The following is a 19,875-nucleotide window of genomic DNA, read 5'->3' as shown; positions in this document are numbered from 1 at the left end:
GGCCGCGGGGCACAGGGAGCGGGTGCGCATCGCGACCTTCAACCTCCTGCACGGACGCTCGCTCGACGACGGCCGGGTCGACGTCGACCGGCTCGCCGCGGCGGTGAAGAGCCTGGACGCCGACGTCCTCGGCCTGCAGGAGGTGGACCGCGACCAGCCCCGCTCGCTGGGTGCCGACCTGACCGCGGTCGCCGCCGAGGCGATGGGCGCGGTGGACTCGCAGTTCGTCGCCGCGCTCTCCGGCACGCCCGGCGGCACCTGGATGGCCGCCACCGGCGAGGAGCAGCCGGGGTCGGCCAGCTACGGCATCTCGCTGCTGTCGCGCTACCCGGTGGTGTCGTGGCGGGTGGTCCGCCTGGCGCCGCTGCAGGTCAGCGTGCCGCTGTGGTCGCCGCAGTCCCGCCGGCCGTTCCTCGCGCGGGACGAGCCGCGGGTCGCGGTGGCCGCCGTCCTGGACGGGCCGTTCGGCCAGTTCACCGTGTGCAACACCCACCTGTCGTTCATCCCCGGCTGGAACGGGCGGCAGCTGCGCACGCTGGTGCGCTCGCTGCAGGGCACCCGCGAGCCGCTGGTGCTGATGGGCGACCTCAACATGCAGCAGCGGGCGGCCGCCCGGCACAGCGGCCTCCGGCCGATCGCCACCGCGGCCACCTTCCCGGCGCCCCGGCCGACCCGGCAGCTCGACCACGTCCTCGTGCGCGGCGGCCTGCGCGCGACCGCGGCAGCGGAGGCGGTGCGGCTGCCGCTGTCGGACCACCAGGCCCTCGTCGTCCCCGTGGAAGCGGCCTGACCCTCAGGCGTTCCTGACCGCCGCCGCGGACTGCAGGCCCAGCTCCTCGACCGACACCTGGCGCATCTCGACCTTGCGGATCTTGCCGGTGACCGTCATCGGGAACTCGTCGACGACCTTCACGTACCGCGGCACCTTGTAGTGGGCCAGCTTGCCGGCGCAGAACTCGCGCAGCGCCTCGGTCGTGAGCGGCTCCGCCCCCTCCCGCAGCCGCACCCAGGCCATGAGCTCCTCGCCGTAGCGCTCGTCGGGGACGCCGATGACCTGGGCGTCGACCACGTCGGGGTGGGTGTAGAGGAACTCCTCGATCTCGCGCGGGTACACGTTCTCGCCGCCGCGGATCACCATGTCCTTGATCCGGCCGACGATGTTGAGGTAGCCGGCGTCGTCCATGACGGCGAGGTCGCCGGTGTGCATCCAGCGGGCGCGGTCGATGACCTCGGCGGTCTTCTCCGGCTCCTCCCAGTAGCCGAGCATCACCGAGTAGCCCCGGGTGCAGAACTCCCCCGGGATGCCGCGCGGCACGGTCAGCCCGGTGGCCGGGTCGACCACCTTGACCTCCAGGTGCGGGTGCACCCGCCCGACGGTGGCGGTGCGCCGCTCGAGGTCGTCGTCGGCGCCGGTCTGGGTGGACACCGGGGAGGTCTCGGTCATGCCGTAGCAGATGGTCACCTCGGTCATGCCCATCTCGGCGACCACCCGCTTCATCACCTCGACCGGGCACGGGGAGCCGGCCATGATGCCGGTGCGCAGGCTGGAGAGGTCGTACTCGGCGAAGTCGGGCAGCCCCAGCTCGGCGATGAACATGGTCGGGACGCCGTAGAGCGACGTGCACCGCTCGTCCTGGACGGCCTTCAGCGTCAGCGCGGGGTCGAAGCCCGGCGCCGGGATGACCATGGTGGCGCCGTGCGAGGTGGCGCCGAGGTTGCCCATCCCCATGCCGAAGCAGTGGTAGTAGGGCACCGGGATGCAGACCCGGTCGGCCTCGGTGTAGCCGCAGCCCTCGCCCACGAAGAACCCGTTGTTGAGCAGGTTGTGGTGGGTGAGCGTCGCGCCCTTGGGGAAGCCCGTCGTCCCGGAGGTGTACTGGATGTTGATCGGGTCGTCGGCGGAGAGCTCGGTCTCGCGCTCGGCCAGCAGCCCGCGGTCCGCCGCCCGCCCGGCGCCCATCAGCGCGTCCCACTCCGGCGAGCCGAGGAACAGCACCTCGCGCAGCTCCGGGCAGTCGCCGCGCACCTCGGCGACCATCGCCCGGTAGTCGCTGGTCTTGAACTCCGGGGCCGACACCAGCACCGAGATGCCGGCCTGCTCCAGCACGTAGGCCAGCTCGTGGGTGCGGTAGGCCGGGTTGATGTTGACCAGAATCGCGCCGAGCTTCGCCGTCGCGTACTGGACGAAGACCCACTCCGCGCAGTTGGGCGCCCAGATGCCGACCCGGTCGCCCTTGCGCACGCCGAGGCCGTCGAGCCCCAGGGCGCAGGCGTCGACGTCGGCGACGAGCTCGGGATAGGTCCAGCGGCGGCCGGTGGCGCACTCGACCAGCGCCTCGTGGTCGCCGACCCGCGCTGCCGTCCGGTCCAGGTTGGCCCCGATCGTGTCACCGAGGAGGGGGACCGTGGAGGTCCCGCTGCTGTAGGACGGCAGCGCGGGGGTGCTCACCGCCGACGCCGCCCCTCGGGCGTCTGCAGTCCCGCCCGGTTCGGCTTGTCGGTCGGGTGCGCGTAGCGCAGCCGGTCGGCCGGGAGCGGGAAGCTGTGGTCCTGCCCGAACGGGTTGAGCGATCCGGCGACCGACGCGGAGAGCTCGGTCAGCGGCGGGCCGCCGTCCTCGCTCTCGCCCCAGGTGGGCTCCACCAGGTGCGCCTGCTTCTCGTTGCGCTTGGCCATGACGCCTCCGTCTGCGGTACGGGTGCACCGCTCGGCGCACCGTTCCCCCTCATCTTGGCCGATCGGGCTCCCCCGGCGCACGCCGCCGCCCCGCCGCGACCTCCCGCGCGCCGTAGACGGTGCCCGCGCCCTCGGCGGTGAGCACCCACCGGTTCCCCCCGACCGGGGCGGCGCGGACGGTGCCGCCGTCGAGGGCCTGCACCGCCCGCGTGCGCCACACCGCCGTGCTGAGCAGGCGCAGCCGGACCGGGTCGCCGGTCAGCTCGTCGTAGCCGGCCGGCTCGAAGGACAGCGCGCCCGGTCCGGCGATCCGCAGCGTGCCGACCCGCCAGGAGGTGCCGGCCAGGGCGCGGCGCCAGCGGTGGGTGCGCAGCAGCGCGCCGGTGCCCACGACGACGGCGACGAGCCCGCCGGTGACCAGGACGACCACGGCCAGCCCGGCCCCCGGGATCCGCCCGTCCCCGTTCCCGGCCACCGCCACGGCCGCGACGGCCAGCAGGGCGCCGAGGACGACGGCGATCACCCCGCCGCCGAGCCAGCGCAGGGCGCCCACCTGGTGGGCGTCCAGGGCGGTCCGGGTGGCGGGGTCCTCACTCGCTGGGTGCACCCGACCATGCTGGCAGCAGCGCCGGTGGATGCCCCGACGTAGCGTGGACCGGATGTCTCCGGAAGCCCCCGCGACGCTCGCCGCCTGGCTGCGCACCCGCAGCGACGAGCACCTGGCCGCGCTGCTGGCGGCGCGGCCCGACGTCGCCCGCCCCGCGCCGTCCGACGTGGTGGCGCTGGCCAGCCGGCTGGCGGTGCCGGTGTCGGTCGACCGCGCGCTCGACGAGCTCGACGCCGCCACGCTCCAGGTGCTCGACGTCGTGCTGCTCGCGCCCACCGACGGGCTGCCGCCCGACGAGCTGGTCGCGGCGCTGCCGGGGGTGCCCGACGACGTCCTCACCGCCGCGGTCGACCGGCTCACCACCCGGGCGCTGCTGTGGGGGGACGAGGTCCTGCACGCCCCCGAGCCGGTGCGCCGCGCCGTCCGGCACCCGGCCGGGCTGGGCCGCCGCGCCGCCGACCTGCGGGTGCCGCTGCCGGCCGACCTGCCCGTCGCGGTCGCCGAGCTCGCCCCGGAGGAGCGCACCGTCCTGGAGAAGCTGGCCGGTGACCGGCCGGTCGGCCACCTGCCCGACAGCCCGAACGGCGCCTCGACCCCGGCCCGGCGGCTGCTGCAGCGCGGCCTGCTGGCCCGCATCGACGCGCTGAACGTCGAGCTGCCCCGCGAGATCGGGCTGCTCCTGCGCGGCACCGCCCCCTACGGCCCGCCGCGGCGCCGCCCCGAGCCGGCGGTGGTGACGAAGGACCCGGCGACGCTCGACCGCCGGGCGGCGGGGGCGGCGCTGGAGAGCGTGGGCCGGGTCGGCGAGCTGCTCGTGCTGCTGGAGGAGGAGCCGGCCGGGCTGCTGCGCAGCGGCGGCGTGGGCGTGCGCGACCAGAAGCGGCTGGCGAAGGCGCTGCACGTGGCCGAGCCCGAGGTGGCCTGGCTGCTGGAGCTGGCGTTCACCGCCGGGCTGCTGGACGTGGGTGGCCCGCACCGCGACGAGTGGCTGCCCACCCGGGCGTACGACGTGTGGCGGGAGCAGGACCTCGCCGACCGGTGGGCCGTGCTGGCCGCGGGCTGGCTGGAGGCGGTGCGGCTGCCCTCGCTGGTGGGGGTCCGGGACCTGGCGGGGAAGTCGACCAACCCGCTCTCCCCCGAGCTGGTGCGGCACACCGCGCCGGCGATCCGCCGCTCGGCGCTGGCCGTGCTCGCCGAGCAGCCGGCCGGGTCGGGGCTGGCGCCCGAGGACCTCACCGCGCTGCTGCGGTGGCGCACCCCCCGGCGGGCCGACCGGCTGGCGCCGGTGCCCGACATGCTGACCGAGGCCGCCCGGCTCGGTGTGCTGGTGTCCGGCGTGCTGTCCACGGCCGGCCGCGGGCTGCTCGCCGCCGGGGAGGACGGCGCCGCCGACGGGATGCGCGGGCTGCTGCCCGAGCCGGTCGACCACGTGCTCGCCCAGCCCGACCTCTCGCTGGTCGCACCGGGGCCGCTGGTCGCCGAGCTCGCCGACACCCTCGCCGTCGTCGCCGACGTCGAGTCCTCGGGTGGGGCGACGGTGTTCCGGGTGTCGGAGGGCAGCGTGCGGCGGACGCTGGACGCCGGCTGGTCGGCGACGGAGCTGCACGACTTCTTCGCCCGGGCGTCGCGCACGCCCGTGCCGCAGGCGCTGGACTACCTGATCGCCGACGTCGCCCGCCAGCACGGCCGGCTGCGGGTCGGCGCGATCGAGTCGTACGTGCGCTCGGACGACCACGGGCTGCTGTCCCAGGTGCAGAACGACCGGCGGACGGCGTCGGCGGAGCTGCGCCGGCTGGCGCCCGGGGTGCTGGTCAGCGGGCTGGGCGCCGACGAGGTGCTCACCGTGCTGCGGGAGGCCGGGTACGCGCCGGCGGGCGAGAACCCCGGGGGCGCGGTCCTGACCCGGCCGCCCGCGCGGCCGCGGGCCGCCGGCCGGCGCACGGGCAGCGAGTCGCACCCCCCGCCGCGGCCCCTGGGCCCGGAGGAGGTGGCCGCCACGGTGCGCGAGATCCGCGCCGGGGATGCCGCGCTGGCCGCCCGCCGCGGCGAGGCGGTGCGGCAGGTGCCCGGGGTGACGACCGCCTCGACGCTGGAACTGCTCTCCCGGGCCGTCCGCGAGGGCGTGCCGGTGTGGCTGGGCTACGTCGACGCCCAGGGCAGCGGGAGCCAGCGGGTCGTGCAGCCGGTGTCGCTGGCCGGCGGCTTCCTCTCCGGCTACGACGAGCGGCGCGGGGAGAACCGCACGTTCGCCGTCCACCGGATCACCTCGGTGGCCCTGGTCGAGACCGACGACGCCGGCTGACCCGTTCAGCCGTCCTCGGGCACCGCGTAGCGGCGCCGGTACATCCACACCGTCCGGCCGACGACGCCGGCGAGGTAGCCGGCCACCAGCGCCAGCGGCCACCACCCGAGGCCGGGGTCCTCCGCCGTCGCCGCCCGGACGATCAGCCAGTCGACGCCGGCGAGCAGCAGCACCGTCCAGGCGCCGAACAGCCACAGGTCCCCGGCCGCCAGCTCCCGCAGCCGGGCGAGGTTCTCGGGATGCTTCCAGTAGCGGGGGTTGGGGACGTTCAGCCACTCCCCCCGAGTCCGCCGCACCAGCCGGACGCAGCCGACGAAGAGCAGCGCCGTGCCCAGGCCCAGGAGCCCGGTCGTCAGCAGCGCGGCGCCGCGGCTGCTCCAGTCGTCAGGCTCTCCACCGGCGCCGAAGTGGACGGGCACCCGCTCCGGCAGCCTGGTCCACGACCACGCCCAGACGGCGACGTACAGGCCGGCGGCGACGGTGAACCACGCCCGCGGGCTGCCCATAGGTCGAACCTAGCGCCCTTCGCCGGCAAGAGATGTCGTCCTCGGCACCGTGGACGGCGACGCGCAGGGGAAAATCCACGGGCGCAGCCGGTCCTGCCTGGCAGGGTTCCCCCGGTGGATGCCGTCCGGTTCGTGCCCGCCACAGAGCTCTCCGCCGCCTTCTACTGGGACGCCGTTGCGCCGCTGCTCGCCGGGGAGCCGCACGCAGCCGGTCTGCTGGGCTGGGGTTCTGACGTGCTCGGATACGACACCGAGCGCTCCACGGATCACGGCTGGGGCCCCCGCCTCTTGGTGTTCCTGTCCGAGGGCGAGCACGCGCCCGACGTCAGACGCCTGCTCGACGCCCAACTCCCGGAGTCCTTCGCCGGCTGGCCGGTACGGTTCGGCTGGGACGATGTCACCCCGCGCCATCACGTCACCGTCACCACGCTGCACCGGTGGCTGACCGACTTCCTCGGCATCGACGCCACCGGCGGCATGAGCACCCTGGACTGGCTGCTCACCCCGCAGCAACGGCTGCTCGGCGTGGTTTCCGGTGCCGGACACACGGACGGGTGCGGTTCCCTGGCCGCCGTCCGGAGTGCGCTCTCCTGGTACCCCGAGCAGGTGTGGCGGTGGCTGCTGGCGTGCCAGTGGCACCGCCTGGCCCAGGACGAGGCGTTCGTCGCCCGCACCGCTGAGGTCGGCGACGCCACCGGCTCCGCGGTGGTCGCAGCGCGGCTGGTACGCGAGATGATGCGGCTGGCTCTGCTGCTCGACCGCCGCTACGCGCCCTACGACAAGTGGCTGGGCACCGCCTTCGCCGGCGGAGCGCACGCCGACGGACTGCCCGAGCACCTGAACCGGGTGCTGTCCGCCGACGCGGCACCGGATCGGGAGGCCGCCCTGGCCGATGCCTGGGTCGCCCTCGGTAACCGGCACAACGCCGCAGGGCTGACCACACCGGTCCCCGTCCGAATCGGCACGTACCACCGACGGCCGGCGCAGGTGCTCATGGCCGACCGATTCACCGGCGCGCTGCTGTCCACCGTCACCGACCCGTTCCTGCAGGGCCTGCCGCCGATCGGCAGCGTCGACCACGTCACCGACCACGCGGAGGTGCTCAGCACCCCCGCTCACTACCGACGCCTTGCGACGCTATGGCGCTCGGCCGACCCGCTCACGTAGCCGTTCAACGCACCTTCCTGTCGGCTGCCAACCGGCCAACGGGCCAACGAACCCTGCAGCCCGGTGTCCGCGCACGACCACCAGTGGCCCGGCCGCCACCCCGCGGGGAGCATGCCGACGAGCAGCGAGGCGGGCACCCGTACTCACGAGCACCGTGCCGCACCCGGAAGGGACCGTCGCCGTCCGGCGTTACCGTGGACAGTCCGGTGGCGCCTGCCGCGCCGCCAATCCCCGAACGAAGGATTCCCGCGTTGAGCGACGGCCCGCTGATCGTGCAGTCGGACAAGACCCTGCTGCTCGAGGTCGACAACCCGCTGGCCCGGGAGTGCCGGGCGGCGATCGCGCCGTTCGCCGAGCTGGAGCGGTCGCCGGAGCACGTGCACACCTACCGGGTGACGCCGCTCGCGCTGTGGAACGCCCGCGCCGCCGGGCACGACGCCGAGCAGGTCGTCGACGCCCTGGTGCGCTTCTCGCGCTACCCGGTGCCGCACGCGCTGCTGGTCGACATCGCCGACACGATGGACCGCTACGGCCGGCTGACCCTCGCGAACAACCCGGTGCACGGCCTCGTGCTCACCACCACCGACAAGGCCGTGCTGGCCGAGGTGGTGCGCAGCAAGAAGGTCGCGCCGATGCTCGGCGCCCGCATCGACGAGGACACCGTCGTCGTCCACCCCTCCGAGCGCGGCCGGCTCAAGCAGGCGCTGCTGAAGGTCGGCTGGCCGGCGGAGGACCTCGCCGGCTACGTCGACGGCCAGGCGCACCCGATCGAGCTCGATCAGTCGAGCTGGCACCTGCGCGACTACCAGCAGGAGGCCGTCGAGGGCTTCTGGGCCGGTGGCTCGGGAGTGGTCGTCCTGCCCTGCGGCGCCGGCAAGACGCTGGTCGGCGCGGCGGCGATGGCCGAGGCGAAGGCGACCACGCTGATCCTGGTGACCAACACCGTCTCCGGCCGGCAGTGGAAGCGCGAGCTGATCGCGCGCACCTCGCTGACCGAGGAGGAGATCGGCGAGTACTCCGGCGAGCGCAAGGAGATCCGGCCGGTCACCATCGCGACCTACCAGGTGATCACCACCCGCCGGAAGGGCGAGTACCGGCACCTGGACCTGTTCGACGCGCAGGACTGGGGCCTGATCGTCTACGACGAGGTGCACCTGCTGCCCGCGCCGATCTTCCGGCTCACCGCCGACCTGCAGTCCCGCCGCCGGCTCGGGCTCACCGCCACGCTGGTGCGCGAGGACGGGCGGGAGGACGACGTCTTCTCCCTCATCGGCCCCAAGCGCTACGACGCGCCCTGGAAGGACATCGAGTCCCAGGGCTACATCGCGCCGGCCGAGTGCGTGGAGGTGCGGGTCGCCCTCGACGACGAGGAGCGGATGACCTACGCCGTCGCCGAGCCCGAGGAGCGGTACCGGATCGCGGCCACCGCGCACTCGAAGCTGGCGGTGATCCGGCGGGTGCTGGAGCGCCACCCCGACGAGCAGAAGCTGGTCATCGGGGCCTACCTCGACCAGCTCGAGGAGCTCGGCACGGCGCTGGACGCCCCGGTGATCCAGGGCTCGACGACCAACCGCGAGCGGGAGAAGCTCTTCGACGCCTTCCGCGCCGGGGAGGTCAAGACCCTCGTCGTCTCCAAGGTCGCGAACTTCTCCATCGACCTGCCCGAGGCCGCGGTCGCCGTGCAGGTGTCGGGGACGTTCGGCTCTCGGCAGGAGGAGGCCCAGCGGCTCGGCCGGGTGCTGCGCCCCAAGGCCGACGGTCGACAGGCGCACTTCTACACGGTGGTCAGCCGGGACACCCTCGACAGCGAGTACGCCGCGCACCGGCAGCGCTTCCTCGCCGAGCAGGGCTACGCGTACACGATCGTCGACGCCGCCGACCTGGCCGGCCCGGGTGAGGTCAACGGCCCCGACTGGGTGGACGAGCCGGCCGACTGATCACACCGCCGCCAGCTGGTCGACCGTTCCCACCGGGACGACCTGCTCGGCGCGCGACCGGGCGGCCGGGTCGACGGAGACGAAAAGGTCGGCCTGCAGCCGGGTGACGGCGAGGTACTCGGCGTCGGCCGTCGAGTCCAGGCCGTGCTCGCGGGCGATCGCCCAGGCGACCTGACGGGAGACGCGGTCGCCGAGCGAGCGGATCTTCACGCGGGTCATCGCGTCGTGCTGCGCCAGGGCCTCCCGCTCGGTCAGCTCACCACGACGTACGGCGGCGAAGAGCAGGTCCAGCGCCTGGGAGCGGAGCACCTGCGGCGCGACCAGCTGGTGGCCGGCGGCCACGGGGATGCCCTCGGCCACCAGGTGCAGCATCGTGGGCGCGTCGATCACGAATCGCGTCATGCGGCTGGACCGTAGTGCCGCCCGCGCGTCAGTAGGGCGGCGGCGTGGTGGTCGCGACCATGCGGCTCGGCGTGGTGACGGTGAGGGCGCCGTCGGGTGCCAGCTCGTTCCGCCAGCCGGGTGCCTGGTGCTTGCCCCGGTGGTGCGGCGTGCAGTAGCCCACGAGGTTGGCCGCGCTGGTCTCGCCGTCGGGGTACGGGCGGTCGTGGTCGAGCTCGCCGCCGCGGGGCACCGGCCGGCGGCAACCGGGGAACCGGCAGCGGCGGTCACGGGCGCGGACGCGCCGGTCGAGGACGGCGCCGGGGCGGTAGCCCCGCGTGGGTGGTGGCGGACCCAGTCCTGGCCGGCCGGTCAGGTCGTGGGTGCAGGACCCCGGGTGCCGGCGGCAGCCGGTGGCCCCGCAGGTGCCGAGCCGACGCAGCTCGCGGGCGTCGGTGAGCGCCAGCAGCGCGCCGGTGAGCTCGTCGACGACGGCGATCCGCGGGCGGTCGACCAGCCCGCCGCCGCCCGTTGCCTGCAGCAGGTCAGCCAGCGCGGTGCGCTGGGCCGCGGTGGCGGCGGCGAGGGCTGCCAGCGTGTCGTCGGCGGCGGTCACGCGGCCCGCCGGGCTTCGCTCCCAGGCCTGTTCGTCGGCGGCGTCTGCCCGCTGGGCGTCGGTGACCGCGCGCTCGGCCCGGCCCACCGCTCGCTGCAGATCGAGCAGCGCCGTGCCCGCGCCGTCGAGGGCACGGTCGGCCGCCGCCCAGGTTCCCGGGGCCGGCCCGGGCCCGTCGTGCACTGCTGGCCCAGCACCGGCCGGCGGTACCCCGTTGGGCCGGGACCCGAGCGAAGACCCGTCGAGGCGCGAACCGTCGAAAGGCGACCCGTCACGCGGCGACTCGTCATACGGACATCCGTCGGGTGGCGACTCGTCCTGCCAGGAGGCGTCGTGCCCAGACTCCTCCTCCCAGAACTTCTCGTGCCAGAACGCTCCGCCCGGCCAGGACGTGCCATCGGGCGGCGCGTCGAACACCCCCATCTCCACGGGAGTCGGCATGCGGTCGAACCGCGCCTGCTCGGCCCGGTGCCGCTCCACCACCTCCGGTGGCGGGTCGGGCTCGCCGCCCCACTCCCGCAACACCAGCGCCTCCGTGGCCGCCCACCAGTCGGCGAGCTCCTCCTCCTCGGTGGGGTACCGGCGCTGCGGTGCGGGGGCCGGGTCGGCGGGGCCCGGCGCGGGCGGGCCGACCTCGGCTGCCGCATCCCCGGGGAACAGGCCCAGCGCGCGGGCCAGGGCGCGCACCAGCTCGGCGGGCACCACCTGGCCGCCGATCTCGCCCGGCTCATCGCTGCCCAGCAGGGCGCGCACACCGGCGACCACGGTCAGCTGCGCCTGCACCGGTGCGTGGTCCTTCTCGCCCGGCCGCAGGACCAGGTCGAGCAGGCAGTCGGCCATCCGCTGGCCGCGGGTCCGCGTGTCGTCCGGATCGGCCGCCAGGGCGTCGGCGTACCGGCCGAGCGCATCGAGCAGCGCCTGCGCCTCGGGCACGGTGAGCAGCGCACTGAGCACCGCCATCCCGTCCTCGGAGTCAGGGCGGACCGAGACCCCCCGGCCGCGCAGCGCCCGCTCCAGCCGTCCTGCGGCGTCGCGAGCATCTCGCCTCAGCACCACCCGCCGCGCCTTGTCCCCCAGCTGCGCGGGCGTGGTGATCCGCCCGGCGGCCCACGCGAGCACCTCGGACTCGACCGCGGCGCGGAGCTTCGCGTCGGCGATCGGCGCGACCGTGCTGAGCATCGGCCAGAGGTGCCCCTCGTGGAGCGCGCCGGCCTCCAGGGCGTCGAGCGTGCGCGGCAGCCGGTGCACGAGGGTGAGCGAGCGGGTGAGCAGCGCCTCGGCCGCCTGCGACGAGATCTCCTGGGCGAGGGCCAGTTCCTGGACCGCCCACTCGCTGACCCCGGCCAGCACGTCCGGACGGACCGCCCGGCGGTCGGCGCCCATGGCGCCGGGCTCCCCCGGCTGCCGGTCGGCCGACGCGGGCCGGCTGGCGGCGAACTCGGCCACCGCCCGCGCCCGCAGGGCGGTCTGCCGGGCGATCTCCCGGCCGGCGGCCTGCACGGCACCCAGCGGCCCGGACGCCCAGCCCGCCGCCGGCGCACCGGGCCGGGCGCGGGTCGGAGGGGCGGCGTCCGTCATGTGGTCGATCGTATGTTCGACCACTGACAGAACCGTGCCTGCAGCGGGACGCCGCCCGGCTCCGGAAGAGGTCCGGCCGCGGCCGGCGTCAGCGCAGCGCGGTCCGCAAGCGCTCCAGCCCCTCCCGGATACGCGCCGGCTCGTGCGTGGTGAACGAGAGGCGGAGCGTGGCGCGGTCCGGCGTCCCGGCGTAGAACGCCGCGCCCGGCACGAAGGCGACGTCCGCGGCGAGCGCCCGCGGCAGCAGGTCGGCGGTGTCGACGCCCCCGGGGAGCCGCACCCAGAGGAACATCCCACCGTCGGGCTCGGTCCACGTGCTGCCCGGCGGCAGCGTCGCCGGCAGCGCGGCCACCATCGCGTCCCGGCGCAGCCGGTAGGCCCGGCACAGGCCGTGCAGGTGGGCTTCCACGTCGGCGGCGGCGAACCAGGCCGCCGCGGCCGCCTGGTCGACCGTCGAGGTGTGCAGGTCCGCCGCCTGCTTGGCGACGGTCAGCGCCGGGAGCAGCCGGGACGGCGCCCGCAGCCAGCCCAGCCGCAGCCCCGGGGCGGCGATCTTGGAGAAGCTCCCCAGGTGGACGACGTGCTCGTCGGCCCCCGGCTGGGCAGCCAGCGGCACGACGTCGGCACCCCGGTAACGCAGCTCCCCGTAGGGGTCGTCCTCCACCAGCCAGACGCCCTCCCGGGCGGTCAGCTCCACCACCTCGGCGCGCCGGTCCTCGGGCATGGTGCGCCCGGTCGGGTTGGCAAAGGTGGGCACCAGGTAGACCAGCGCCGGCCGCTCCCGCCGGATCGTCTCCGCCAGGGCCGCCGGGTCCATGCCGTGCTCGTCGGTGGCCACCGGGACGACCCGGGCGCCGGCGAGCTGGAAGCACTGCAGGGCGGCCAGGTAGGTCGGGTCCTCGACGAGGACGACGGCGCCCGGGTCGAGGAGCGCGGTGGCGACCAGGCTGAGGCCCTGCTGCGAGCCGGAGGTGACCAGGAGGTCGTCGATCAAGCTGAGCATGCCCCGGGCGGTCAGCCGGGCGGCCACCCGCGCCCGCAGCTGGCGGTCACCCTCGGTCGGGGCGTACTGGAGCGCGCGGCGGGCGTAGGGCCCCCACAGCACGCTGTCGTAGGCGGCCCGGACCCCGTCCAGGTCGAACAGCTCCGGGGCGGGCAGGCCACCGGCGAAGGAGATGACCTCGGGCCGGTCCTGCAGGGCGAGCAGCTCGCGGACCGGCGAGCCGGCGACGCCGCGCAGCCGCTGGGCCAGCGGGGGGAGGACACGGGAGAGGACGGCAGCGGACACGAGGACTCCAGGAGGCAGCACGCGACGGGGATGGCGGCGCCGGGCAGCGGGGGGTGTCCCGCTGGGAGCCGGGCCGATCGGGCCTCCTGGTCGAGGGGCCAGGCAGAGCCTACGTCCTGCGCGACACCAGCAGGTCCAGGCCCATCAGCACCTCGTCGCGGCGGTCGTCGGCGGTGATCTGCAGGGCGCCGGGCCAGCAGCCGGTGACCACCCAGCCGAACCGCGCGTAGAAGGCCTCCAGCCCCACCCCGCCGCGCACCTCGAGCCGGAGCGACGCGAGCCCGAGCTCGTCCCGCGCGGCGCGGGCGACCTCTGCCATCAGCAGCCGGGCGACCCCCGTACCGCGGGCGGGGGGCGCGGTCTGCACGTGGGTCACCCGGCCCCAGTGCGCGACCACCGGGTCGGCGTTTCCGGTGAGCACCAGCCATCCGGCCGGCCCGTCGTCGCCCACCGCCACCAGCAGCCGGCGCAGCCGCGGGTCCAGCCCCGCGACCAGTTCGTCGACCACCGGGCGGACGACGTCGTCGCCCACCGGCAGCCGCTGCGCGAACCCCACCGCTCCCCCGGCGTTCGCCACGTCCCGCCAGCAGGTGGCGAGCTCCCCGGGCAACGTCGCGGGCACCTGCTCCGGGGCGGAGTACCAGCGGAGGATCGGTGCGGCGGCCACCGGGGCAGCCTCGCAGGCCGACACCGGCGGTTGGACGGCGACCGGACCGGGCACCGGCGGCCCATGGACGCGGACATCACCCTGCGGGTCGACGGCGAGGCCCGCCGGCTGACCGTCGACACCCGCACCTCGCTGCTCGACGCGCTGCGCGAGCGGCTGGGCAACACCAGCCCGAAGAAGGGCTGCGACCACGGCCAGTGCGGGGCCTGCACGATCCTGCTCGACGGGCAGCGGGCGCTGTCCTGCCTGGCGCTCGCGGTCGCGCACGACGGCGCGGAGATCACCACCGCCGACGGGCTGGCCCGCGACGGCGAGCTGCACCCGGTGCAGCGGGCCTTCCTCGAGCGCGACGCCTTCCAGTGCGGCTACTGCACCCCGGGCCAGGTCTGCTCGGCGGTCGGCGTCATCGAGGAGTTCGCGCAGGGCTGGCCGAGCCACGTGACCGAGGACCTCACCGCCGACCCGGAGATGACGCACGACGAGGTCGCCGAGCGGATGAGCGGCAACCTGTGCCGTTGCGCGGCCTACGTGAACATCACCCCCGCCGTCCAGGACGCGGCGGCCCAGCGGTGAAGCCGTTCGCCTTCGCGCGGCCCGGCGACGTCGCCGAGGCGGTCCGCGAGGTCGCCGCCGAGCCGAACGCCGTCTTCCTCGCCGGCGGCACCAACCTGGTCGACCACCTGCGGCTGGGCGTCGCCCGCCCCGAGCTGGTCGTCGACGTCCGCACCCTCACCTCCCGGGAGATCACCGACCTCGACGACGGCGGCCTGCGGCTGGGTGCCGCCAGCACCAACAGCGAGGTCGCCGCCGACCGCCGGGTCTGGGAGCGCTACCCGGTGCTCGCCCAGGCGCTGCTGGCCGGCGCGACCGGGCAGCTGCGGAACATGGCCACCACCGGCGGCAACCCGCTGCAGCGCACCCGCTGCCCGTACTTCCAGGACGTCACGACGCCCTGCAACAAACGCGAGCCCGGCACCGGGTGCTCCGCCGTCGGCGGCTACGTCCGCTACCACGCGATCCTCGGGACGCCGGGTGCGCTCCCCGACCCGACCGCACCCGAGACCTGCATCGCCACCCACCCCTCCGACATGGCCGTCGCACTCGCCGCCCTCGACGCGCGGGTGCACACCATCGGGCCGGCCGGCGTGCGCACCATCCCGTTCGTCGACCTGCACCGGCTGCCGGGCGACGACCCGTCGCGGGACACCGTGCTCGAGCACGGCGAGCTGATCACCGCCATCGACCTGCCCCCTCTGCCGGAGGGGACGCGGAGCGCCTACCGGAAGGTGCGCGACCGGGCGTCCTACGCGTTCGCGCTGGTCAGCGTCGCGGCCGTGGTGGACGACGGCGACGTCCGGATCGCCCTCGGCGGTGTCGCCCACAAGCCGTGGCGGGCGAGCCGCGCCGAGGAGATCCTCCGCGGCGGCCCGCTGACCGAGCACGCCGTCCGCGCCGCGATGGACGCCGAGCTGGCGGCCGCGCAGCCGCAGCCCGGGGTGGAGAGCGGCAACGGCTTCAAGATCCCGCTCGTCGCCCGCACCGTCGCGGCCACCCTGCGCGGCCTGACCGAGGAGCAGCCATGACCGACCTGCTGGAGCCGCGCGCGATCGGGCAGGCGCTGGTCCGTCGCGACGGCGAGGCCAAGGTGCGCGGCACCGCCACCTACGCCTACGAGACGCCGGTCGAGGACCCCGCCTACTGCCACCCGGTGCAGGCGACGATCGCCCGCGGCCGGGTCACCGCCGTCGACACCACCGCCGCCGCTGCGCTGGACGGCGTGCTGCGCATCCTCACCCCGTTCGACGCCGAGCGGCTGGCGAGCACCGAGGACGCCGAGTACGCCGTCCTGCAGAGCCCGGAGATCGCCTTCCGCGGGCAGCTGGTCGGGGTGGTGATCGCGGAGACCTCCGAGGTGGCCCGCCAGGCCGCCGACGCCGTCGTCGTCACCTACGCCGAGCAGGAGCACGACTCCACCCTCGCGGTCGACCGGGACGACCTCTACGCGCCCGAGCAGGTCAACGCCGGGCACGAGACGGACACCGCCGAGGGCGACGTCGCCGCCGCCATGGCCACCGCCGAGGTGAGCATCGAGCGCACCTACTCCACGGCGATGTACCACAACAACCCCCTCGAGCCGCACGCGACGACGGCGCTCTGGGACGCCGACGCGCAGTTCCTCACCCTCTGGGACTCCACCCAGGGCGTCCACCCCGACCGCGCCGCGGTCTGCGAGGTGTTCGGCCTGGACCAGGAACAGGTCCGGGTGGTCTGCCCCTACGTCGGTGGCGGGTTCGGCTCCAAGGGCCGGCCGCACGCCAACGTGATGCTCGCGGCGATGGCCGCCCGCGCGCTGCCCGGCCGGCCGGTGAAGCTGGCGCTCACCCGGCAGCAGATGTTCTTCCTGGCCGGCTACCGCACACCGACGATCCAGCAGCTGCAGCTGGCCGCCGACCGGCGCGGCCGGCTCCAGGCGATCGCGATCGACGTGGTCGAGCAGACCTCGCGGATCAAGGAATTCGCGGAGCAGACCGGCGTCCCGACCCGGATGATGTACGCCGCCCCGAACCGGCGCTCGACCCACCGGCTGGCCGCCCTCGACGTCCCGGTGCCCTCGTGGTTCCGCGCGCCCGGGGAGTGCCCCGGCATGTTCGGCCCCGAGGTGGCGATGGACGAGCTCGCCGAGGAGCTCGGCATCGACCCGGTGGAGCTGCGCATCCGCAACGAGCCCGAGGTCGACCCGGAGACCAAGAAGCCCTGGTCCAGCCGGAACCTGGTGCGCTGCCTGCGCGAGGGCGCCGAACGGTTCGGCTGGGCCGACCGCCCCCGCGGCCGCCGCGACGGCGACTGGCTGGTCGGGTACGGCGTCGCGTCGTCGGTCTACCCGACGATGCGCCAGGCCACCTCGACCGCGACCCTGCGGTTCGAGGACGGCCGCTACGTCGCCGAGATCGGCGCCGCGGACCTCGGCACCGGCGCGTGGACGATCCTGCCGCAGATCACCGCCGACGCCCTCGACGTCGACGTCGCCGACGTGGAGGTGCGGATCGGCGACACCCGCTACCCCACCGCCTCGGTGGCCGGCGGCTCCTCGGGCACCAACACCTGGGGCTCCGCCCTGGTGGTGGCCGCCCGCGCGTTCCGCGACAAGTTCGGCGGCTCCCCGGCCGACGGCGACGAGGTCTCCGGCGACGTCGACCAGGCGGCGAAGGACGACGCGCACGCGCCCTACGCGTTCGGCGCCCAGTTCGTCGAGGCGCGGGTGCACGCCGACACCGGCGAGATCCGCCTTCCCCGGCTGCTCGGCGTCTTCGGCGTCGGCCGGGTGGTCAACCCGCGCACCGCACGGTCGCAGCTCATCGGCGGCATGACGATGGGGCTGTCGATGGCGCTGCACGAGAACAGCGTCTGGGACCCGCGGATCGGCCAGGTGGCCAACCACGACCTCGCCGAGTACCACATCACGGTCAACGCCGACGTCGGCGAGATCGAGGCGCTGTGGATCGACGAGCACGACCCGTACGTCAACGTGATGGGCACCAAGGGCATCGGCGAGATCGGCATCACCGGCACGGCGGCCGCCGTCGTCAACGCCGTCCACGCCGCCACCGGCGTGCGGGTGCGCGACCTCCCCGTGACGCTGGACAAGCTCCTCCCGGGGCTGCCCTGACTCCTGCGGCGGGCGTGACCGACGGGGCGTGACGGGTCGGTCCGGCACGGGCATGACGCATCCCACAGGCGCGGCCCCCTCCGGTGAACACGCAGGTCAGTGGCTCGCCCGCCGGCGCCCATACGTCGGGACGGCGGAGGCGCGCGGGAGGACCCCGTTGGGCGTGTTGCCCCGCCGCCGACCAGAATGGGCCCCGACATGGCGACTGCAGCAGCAGCGGCGGCCCGGGCCCCGCAGACGACCAGCCGACCGCTCCGGGCATGGCAGCAGGCCGCCCTCGCCCAGTACGAGGAGGCCTCCCCCAAGGACTTCCTCGTCACCGCGACGCCGGGCGCCGGGAAGACCACCTTCGCCCTGACGCTGGCCGCCCGGCTGCTGGCCCGCCGCGAGGTCGCCCGCGTCGTGGTCGTGGCCCCGACCGACCACCTGCGCCTGCAGTGGGCCGAGGCCGCCGACGCGATGGGGATCGTCCTCGACCCGAACCTCACCAACGCCGTCGGGCCGGTGCGCGCCGGCACGCAGGGCTACGTGACGACGTACGCGCAGGTCGCCGGCAAGCCGATGCTGCACGCCGCCCGCGCGACCGCCGTGAAGTCGCTGGTGATCCTCGACGAGGTGCACCACGCCGGCGACGGGCTCTCCTGGGGCGAGGCGGTCGAGGAGGCCTACGGCATGGCCGCCCGGCGGCTGTGCCTGACCGGGACGCCGTTCCGCACCAAGCCCGACGAGCGCATCCCCTTCGTCCGGTACGAGGAGGACACCTTCGAGGGCGAGGCCGGCGGGCTGGTCAGCCGGGCCGACTACACCTACGGCTACAAGGAGGCGCTGGCCGACAACGTCGTCCGCCCCGTCGTCTTCGCCGCCTACACCGGCACCTCCCGCTGGCGGAACTCCGCCGGTGAGGTCGTCGCCGCCTCGCTGTCCGACGCCGGGACGAAGTCGGTCGAGATGCAGGCCTGGCGCACCGCCCTGGACCCCAAGGGCCAGTGGGTGCCGCACGTCATCGCCGCGATGGACGACCGGATCACCCACCTGCGCGAGGAGGGCGGCATGCCCGACGCCGCCGGCCTGATCCTCGCCAGCGACCAGGACGACGCCCGGGACTACGCCAAGATCGTCCGCCGGGTGACCGGCAAGTCGCCGGAGCTGATCCTCTCCGACGACCCGAAGGCGTCGAAGAAGATCGAGAAGTTCGCCACCGGGTCGGCGCGGATCGCGGTCTGCGTCCGCATGATCTCCGAGGGCGTCGACGTCCCGCGGGCCGCCGTCCTGGCCTGGATGACCTCCTACCGGACGCCGCTGTTCTTCGCGCAGGCCGTCGGCCGCGTGGTCCGCTCCCGGGCCTCGCACGAGTCGGCGACGGTGTTCCTGCCCGCTGTCCGGCCGCTGCTGTCGCTGGCCGCCTCCATGGAGGAGCAGCGCAACCACGTCATGCCGCCGCCGCGGAGCCAGCCCGACGAGGAGCTCGAGGCGCTGGACCTGCCGCCGCGCGAGCCGCGCGAGGGCGAGCTGAAGCAGTGGGAGGCCCTGGAGGCCGACGCCCGCTTCGCGCACGTCCTGCACGGCGGGACGGCGCACACCGGCGAGGGCTCGGGCGGGTCGGGTGGCGGTATCGCGGTCGCGGCGCCCGAGGAGGAGGACTTCCTCGGCATCCCGGGGCTGCTCACCCCGGAGCAGACCGCGTCGCTGCTGGCCAAGCGGGACGACGAGCTGCGGCTGCGCATCGCGGCGAGCCACCGGAACGACGCCGACGACTTCATGGTCGTCGAGGACCACCCCGACGAGGACGACACCGGCCGTTCCTGGCGCGACGCCGCCGAGCTGCGCCGGGAGATCAACCGGCTGGTGAACCGGGTGGCGGCGCGGACGGCGCAGCCGCAGGCCGTGGTGCACACCCAGCTGCGCCAGTCGGTGCCCGGACCGCCGTCGGCGTCGGCGTCGGTCGACGTCCTCCGCGCGCGCCGGGAGCGGCTGCGCACGATGCTCTGAGCACCGGACCCGCTCCCAGGAGGACCGCATGCGAGTCACCCGCATCATCGCCGACCTCCCGGTCGCCGACGTCCAGGCGGCGAAGGGCTTCTACACCGGCTACCTGGGCCTGGGCACCGAGGAGTTCGACCTGGGCTGGGTCGCCCGGTACACCTCCCCGGACACCGGCGCGACCCTCCAGCTGGTCTCCCGGGACGCCTCGGCGCCCGAGGTCCCGGCCATCTCCGTGTCCACCGACGACGTCGACGCGGCCTACGCCGAGGCCCAGCAGCTCGGCTACGAGATCGTGCACCCCCTCACGACGGAGCCGTGGGGCGTGCGCCGGTTCTTCGTCCGGGCCCCGGACGGCACGGTGATCAACGTCGTCCGCCACCGCGACTGAGGCGACCCGGGCCTAGGTGTACCCGGCCATGACGTTGGTGACGGCGGTCGGGCTTGAACGCAGGAGAACCTCCGAGTGGGGTGTGGCTTGTCTAAGGCCCACATCCGCCCGG

17 protein-coding genes are annotated in these 19,875 nt (G+C 75.1%); 9 read left to right on the top strand and 8 right to left on the bottom strand.

Annotated elements, in window-relative coordinates; all coding sequences use genetic code 11:
- The first annotated feature begins 22 nt into the window (after positions 1 to 22).
- The gene (locus BD833_RS15290) at positions 23 to 790 is read left to right on the top strand and encodes an endonuclease/exonuclease/phosphatase family protein (RefSeq protein WP_166534019.1); all 768 of its coding nucleotides are present in this window, start codon (positions 23 to 25) and stop codon (positions 788 to 790) included.
- A gap of 3 nt (positions 791 to 793) precedes the next feature.
- Here the strand turns inward: BD833_RS15290 and BD833_RS15285 are convergent, their stop codons facing one another.
- Genes BD833_RS15285 through BD833_RS15275 form a run of 3 tightly spaced genes read right to left on the bottom strand, consistent with a single transcriptional unit; the run spans position 794 to position 3,283 of the window.
- Positions 794 to 2,449 carry an AMP-binding protein gene (locus BD833_RS15285; protein ID WP_166534018.1) on the bottom strand — a complete coding sequence of 552 codons (1,656 nt, stop codon included), beginning with the start codon at positions 2,447 to 2,449 and terminating at the stop codon, positions 794 to 796.
- Entirely contained in the window at positions 2,446 to 2,676 is a 231-nt protein-coding gene (locus BD833_RS15280; protein ID WP_166534017.1) for a hypothetical protein, read from the bottom strand. The genes BD833_RS15285 and BD833_RS15280 overlap by 4 nt, the downstream gene beginning before the upstream one ends.
- Positions 2,677 to 2,725: 49 nt before the next feature.
- The gene (locus BD833_RS15275; protein WP_166534016.1) at positions 2,726 to 3,283 is read right to left on the bottom strand and encodes a hypothetical protein; all 558 of its coding nucleotides are present in this window, start codon (positions 3,281 to 3,283) and stop codon (positions 2,726 to 2,728) included.
- Between the two features lie 52 nt (positions 3,284 to 3,335).
- Between BD833_RS15275 and BD833_RS15270 the strand changes: the two genes are divergently transcribed.
- Positions 3,336 to 5,585 carry a helicase C-terminal domain-containing protein gene (locus BD833_RS15270; RefSeq protein WP_166534015.1) on the top strand — a complete coding sequence of 750 codons (2,250 nt, stop codon included), beginning with the start codon at positions 3,336 to 3,338 and terminating at the stop codon, positions 5,583 to 5,585.
- Between the two features lie 5 nt (positions 5,586 to 5,590).
- On the opposite strand, the gene BD833_RS15265 is transcribed toward BD833_RS15270, so the two are convergent.
- Positions 5,591 to 6,091: a DUF1648 domain-containing protein gene (locus tag BD833_RS15265; protein ID WP_166534014.1), complete on the bottom strand. Its 501-nt coding sequence runs from the start codon at positions 6,089 to 6,091 to the stop codon at positions 5,591 to 5,593.
- A 132-nt stretch (positions 6,092 to 6,223) separates the two neighbouring features.
- Here BD833_RS15265 and BD833_RS15260 point away from each other — a divergent pair, with 132 nt between their 5' ends.
- Positions 6,224 to 7,258, top strand: coding sequence for a DUF4037 domain-containing protein (locus BD833_RS15260; RefSeq protein WP_208092694.1), 1,035 nt, complete (start codon positions 6,224 to 6,226; stop codon positions 7,256 to 7,258).
- 251 nt (positions 7,259 to 7,509) lie between these two features.
- The gene (locus tag BD833_RS15255) at positions 7,510 to 9,195 is read left to right on the top strand and encodes a DNA repair helicase XPB (RefSeq protein WP_166534012.1); all 1,686 of its coding nucleotides are present in this window, start codon (positions 7,510 to 7,512) and stop codon (positions 9,193 to 9,195) included.
- On the opposite strand, the gene BD833_RS15250 is transcribed toward BD833_RS15255, so the two are convergent.
- The 4 genes from BD833_RS15250 to BD833_RS15235 all read right to left on the bottom strand — a co-directional run bounded on the left by BD833_RS15250 (position 9,196) and on the right by BD833_RS15235 (position 13,725).
- On the bottom strand, positions 9,196 to 9,597 hold the full coding sequence (locus BD833_RS15250; RefSeq protein ID WP_166534011.1) for a type II toxin-antitoxin system VapC family toxin: 402 nt from the start codon (positions 9,595 to 9,597) through the stop codon (positions 9,196 to 9,198).
- 28 nt (positions 9,598 to 9,625) lie between these two features.
- Positions 9,626 to 11,770 carry a DUF222 domain-containing protein gene (locus tag BD833_RS23290; RefSeq protein ID WP_166534010.1) on the bottom strand — a complete coding sequence of 715 codons (2,145 nt, stop codon included), beginning with the start codon at positions 11,768 to 11,770 and terminating at the stop codon, positions 9,626 to 9,628.
- An 88-nt stretch (positions 11,771 to 11,858) separates the two neighbouring features.
- A complete protein-coding gene (locus tag BD833_RS15240; RefSeq protein ID WP_208092693.1) occupies positions 11,859 to 13,058 on the bottom strand; it encodes an aminotransferase-like domain-containing protein in 1,200 nt (399 codons plus the stop codon).
- Positions 13,059 to 13,167: 109 nt separating this feature from the next.
- On the bottom strand, positions 13,168 to 13,725 hold the full coding sequence (locus BD833_RS15235) for a GNAT family N-acetyltransferase (protein ID WP_166534009.1): 558 nt from the start codon (positions 13,723 to 13,725) through the stop codon (positions 13,168 to 13,170).
- Between the two features lie 63 nt (positions 13,726 to 13,788).
- On the opposite strand from BD833_RS15235, the gene BD833_RS15230 reads away from it, so the two are divergent.
- The 5 genes from BD833_RS15230 to BD833_RS15210 all read left to right on the top strand — a co-directional run bounded on the left by BD833_RS15230 (position 13,789) and on the right by BD833_RS15210 (position 19,763).
- Positions 13,789 to 14,298: a 2Fe-2S iron-sulfur cluster-binding protein gene (locus BD833_RS15230; RefSeq protein ID WP_166534008.1), complete on the top strand. Its 510-nt coding sequence runs from the start codon at positions 13,789 to 13,791 to the stop codon at positions 14,296 to 14,298.
- Complete coding sequence (locus BD833_RS15225) at positions 14,295 to 15,308, top strand: FAD binding domain-containing protein (RefSeq protein ID WP_166534007.1); 1,014 nt, start codon at positions 14,295 to 14,297, stop codon at positions 15,306 to 15,308. Before BD833_RS15230 ends, BD833_RS15225 begins: the two co-directional genes overlap by 4 nt.
- Positions 15,305 to 17,392, top strand: a complete 2,088-nt coding sequence (locus BD833_RS15220) for a xanthine dehydrogenase family protein molybdopterin-binding subunit (RefSeq protein WP_166534006.1) — start codon at positions 15,305 to 15,307, stop codon at positions 17,390 to 17,392. The genes BD833_RS15225 and BD833_RS15220 overlap by 4 nt, the downstream gene beginning before the upstream one ends.
- A gap of 198 nt (positions 17,393 to 17,590) precedes the next feature.
- The gene (locus tag BD833_RS15215) at positions 17,591 to 19,381 is read left to right on the top strand and encodes a DEAD/DEAH box helicase (protein ID WP_166534005.1); all 1,791 of its coding nucleotides are present in this window, start codon (positions 17,591 to 17,593) and stop codon (positions 19,379 to 19,381) included.
- A gap of 28 nt (positions 19,382 to 19,409) precedes the next feature.
- Entirely contained in the window at positions 19,410 to 19,763 is a 354-nt protein-coding gene (locus BD833_RS15210) for a VOC family protein (protein ID WP_166534004.1), read from the top strand.
- The last annotated feature ends 112 nt before the right edge of the window (positions 19,764 to 19,875 follow it).

It is taken from the genome of Blastococcus xanthinilyticus, from assembly GCF_008124835.1.
Taxonomy (GTDB): domain Bacteria; phylum Actinomycetota; class Actinomycetes; order Mycobacteriales; family Geodermatophilaceae; genus Blastococcus; species Blastococcus xanthinilyticus.
The sequence above is the reverse complement of the archived record's forward strand: the minus strand, read 5'-3'. Positions and strand labels throughout refer to the sequence as shown.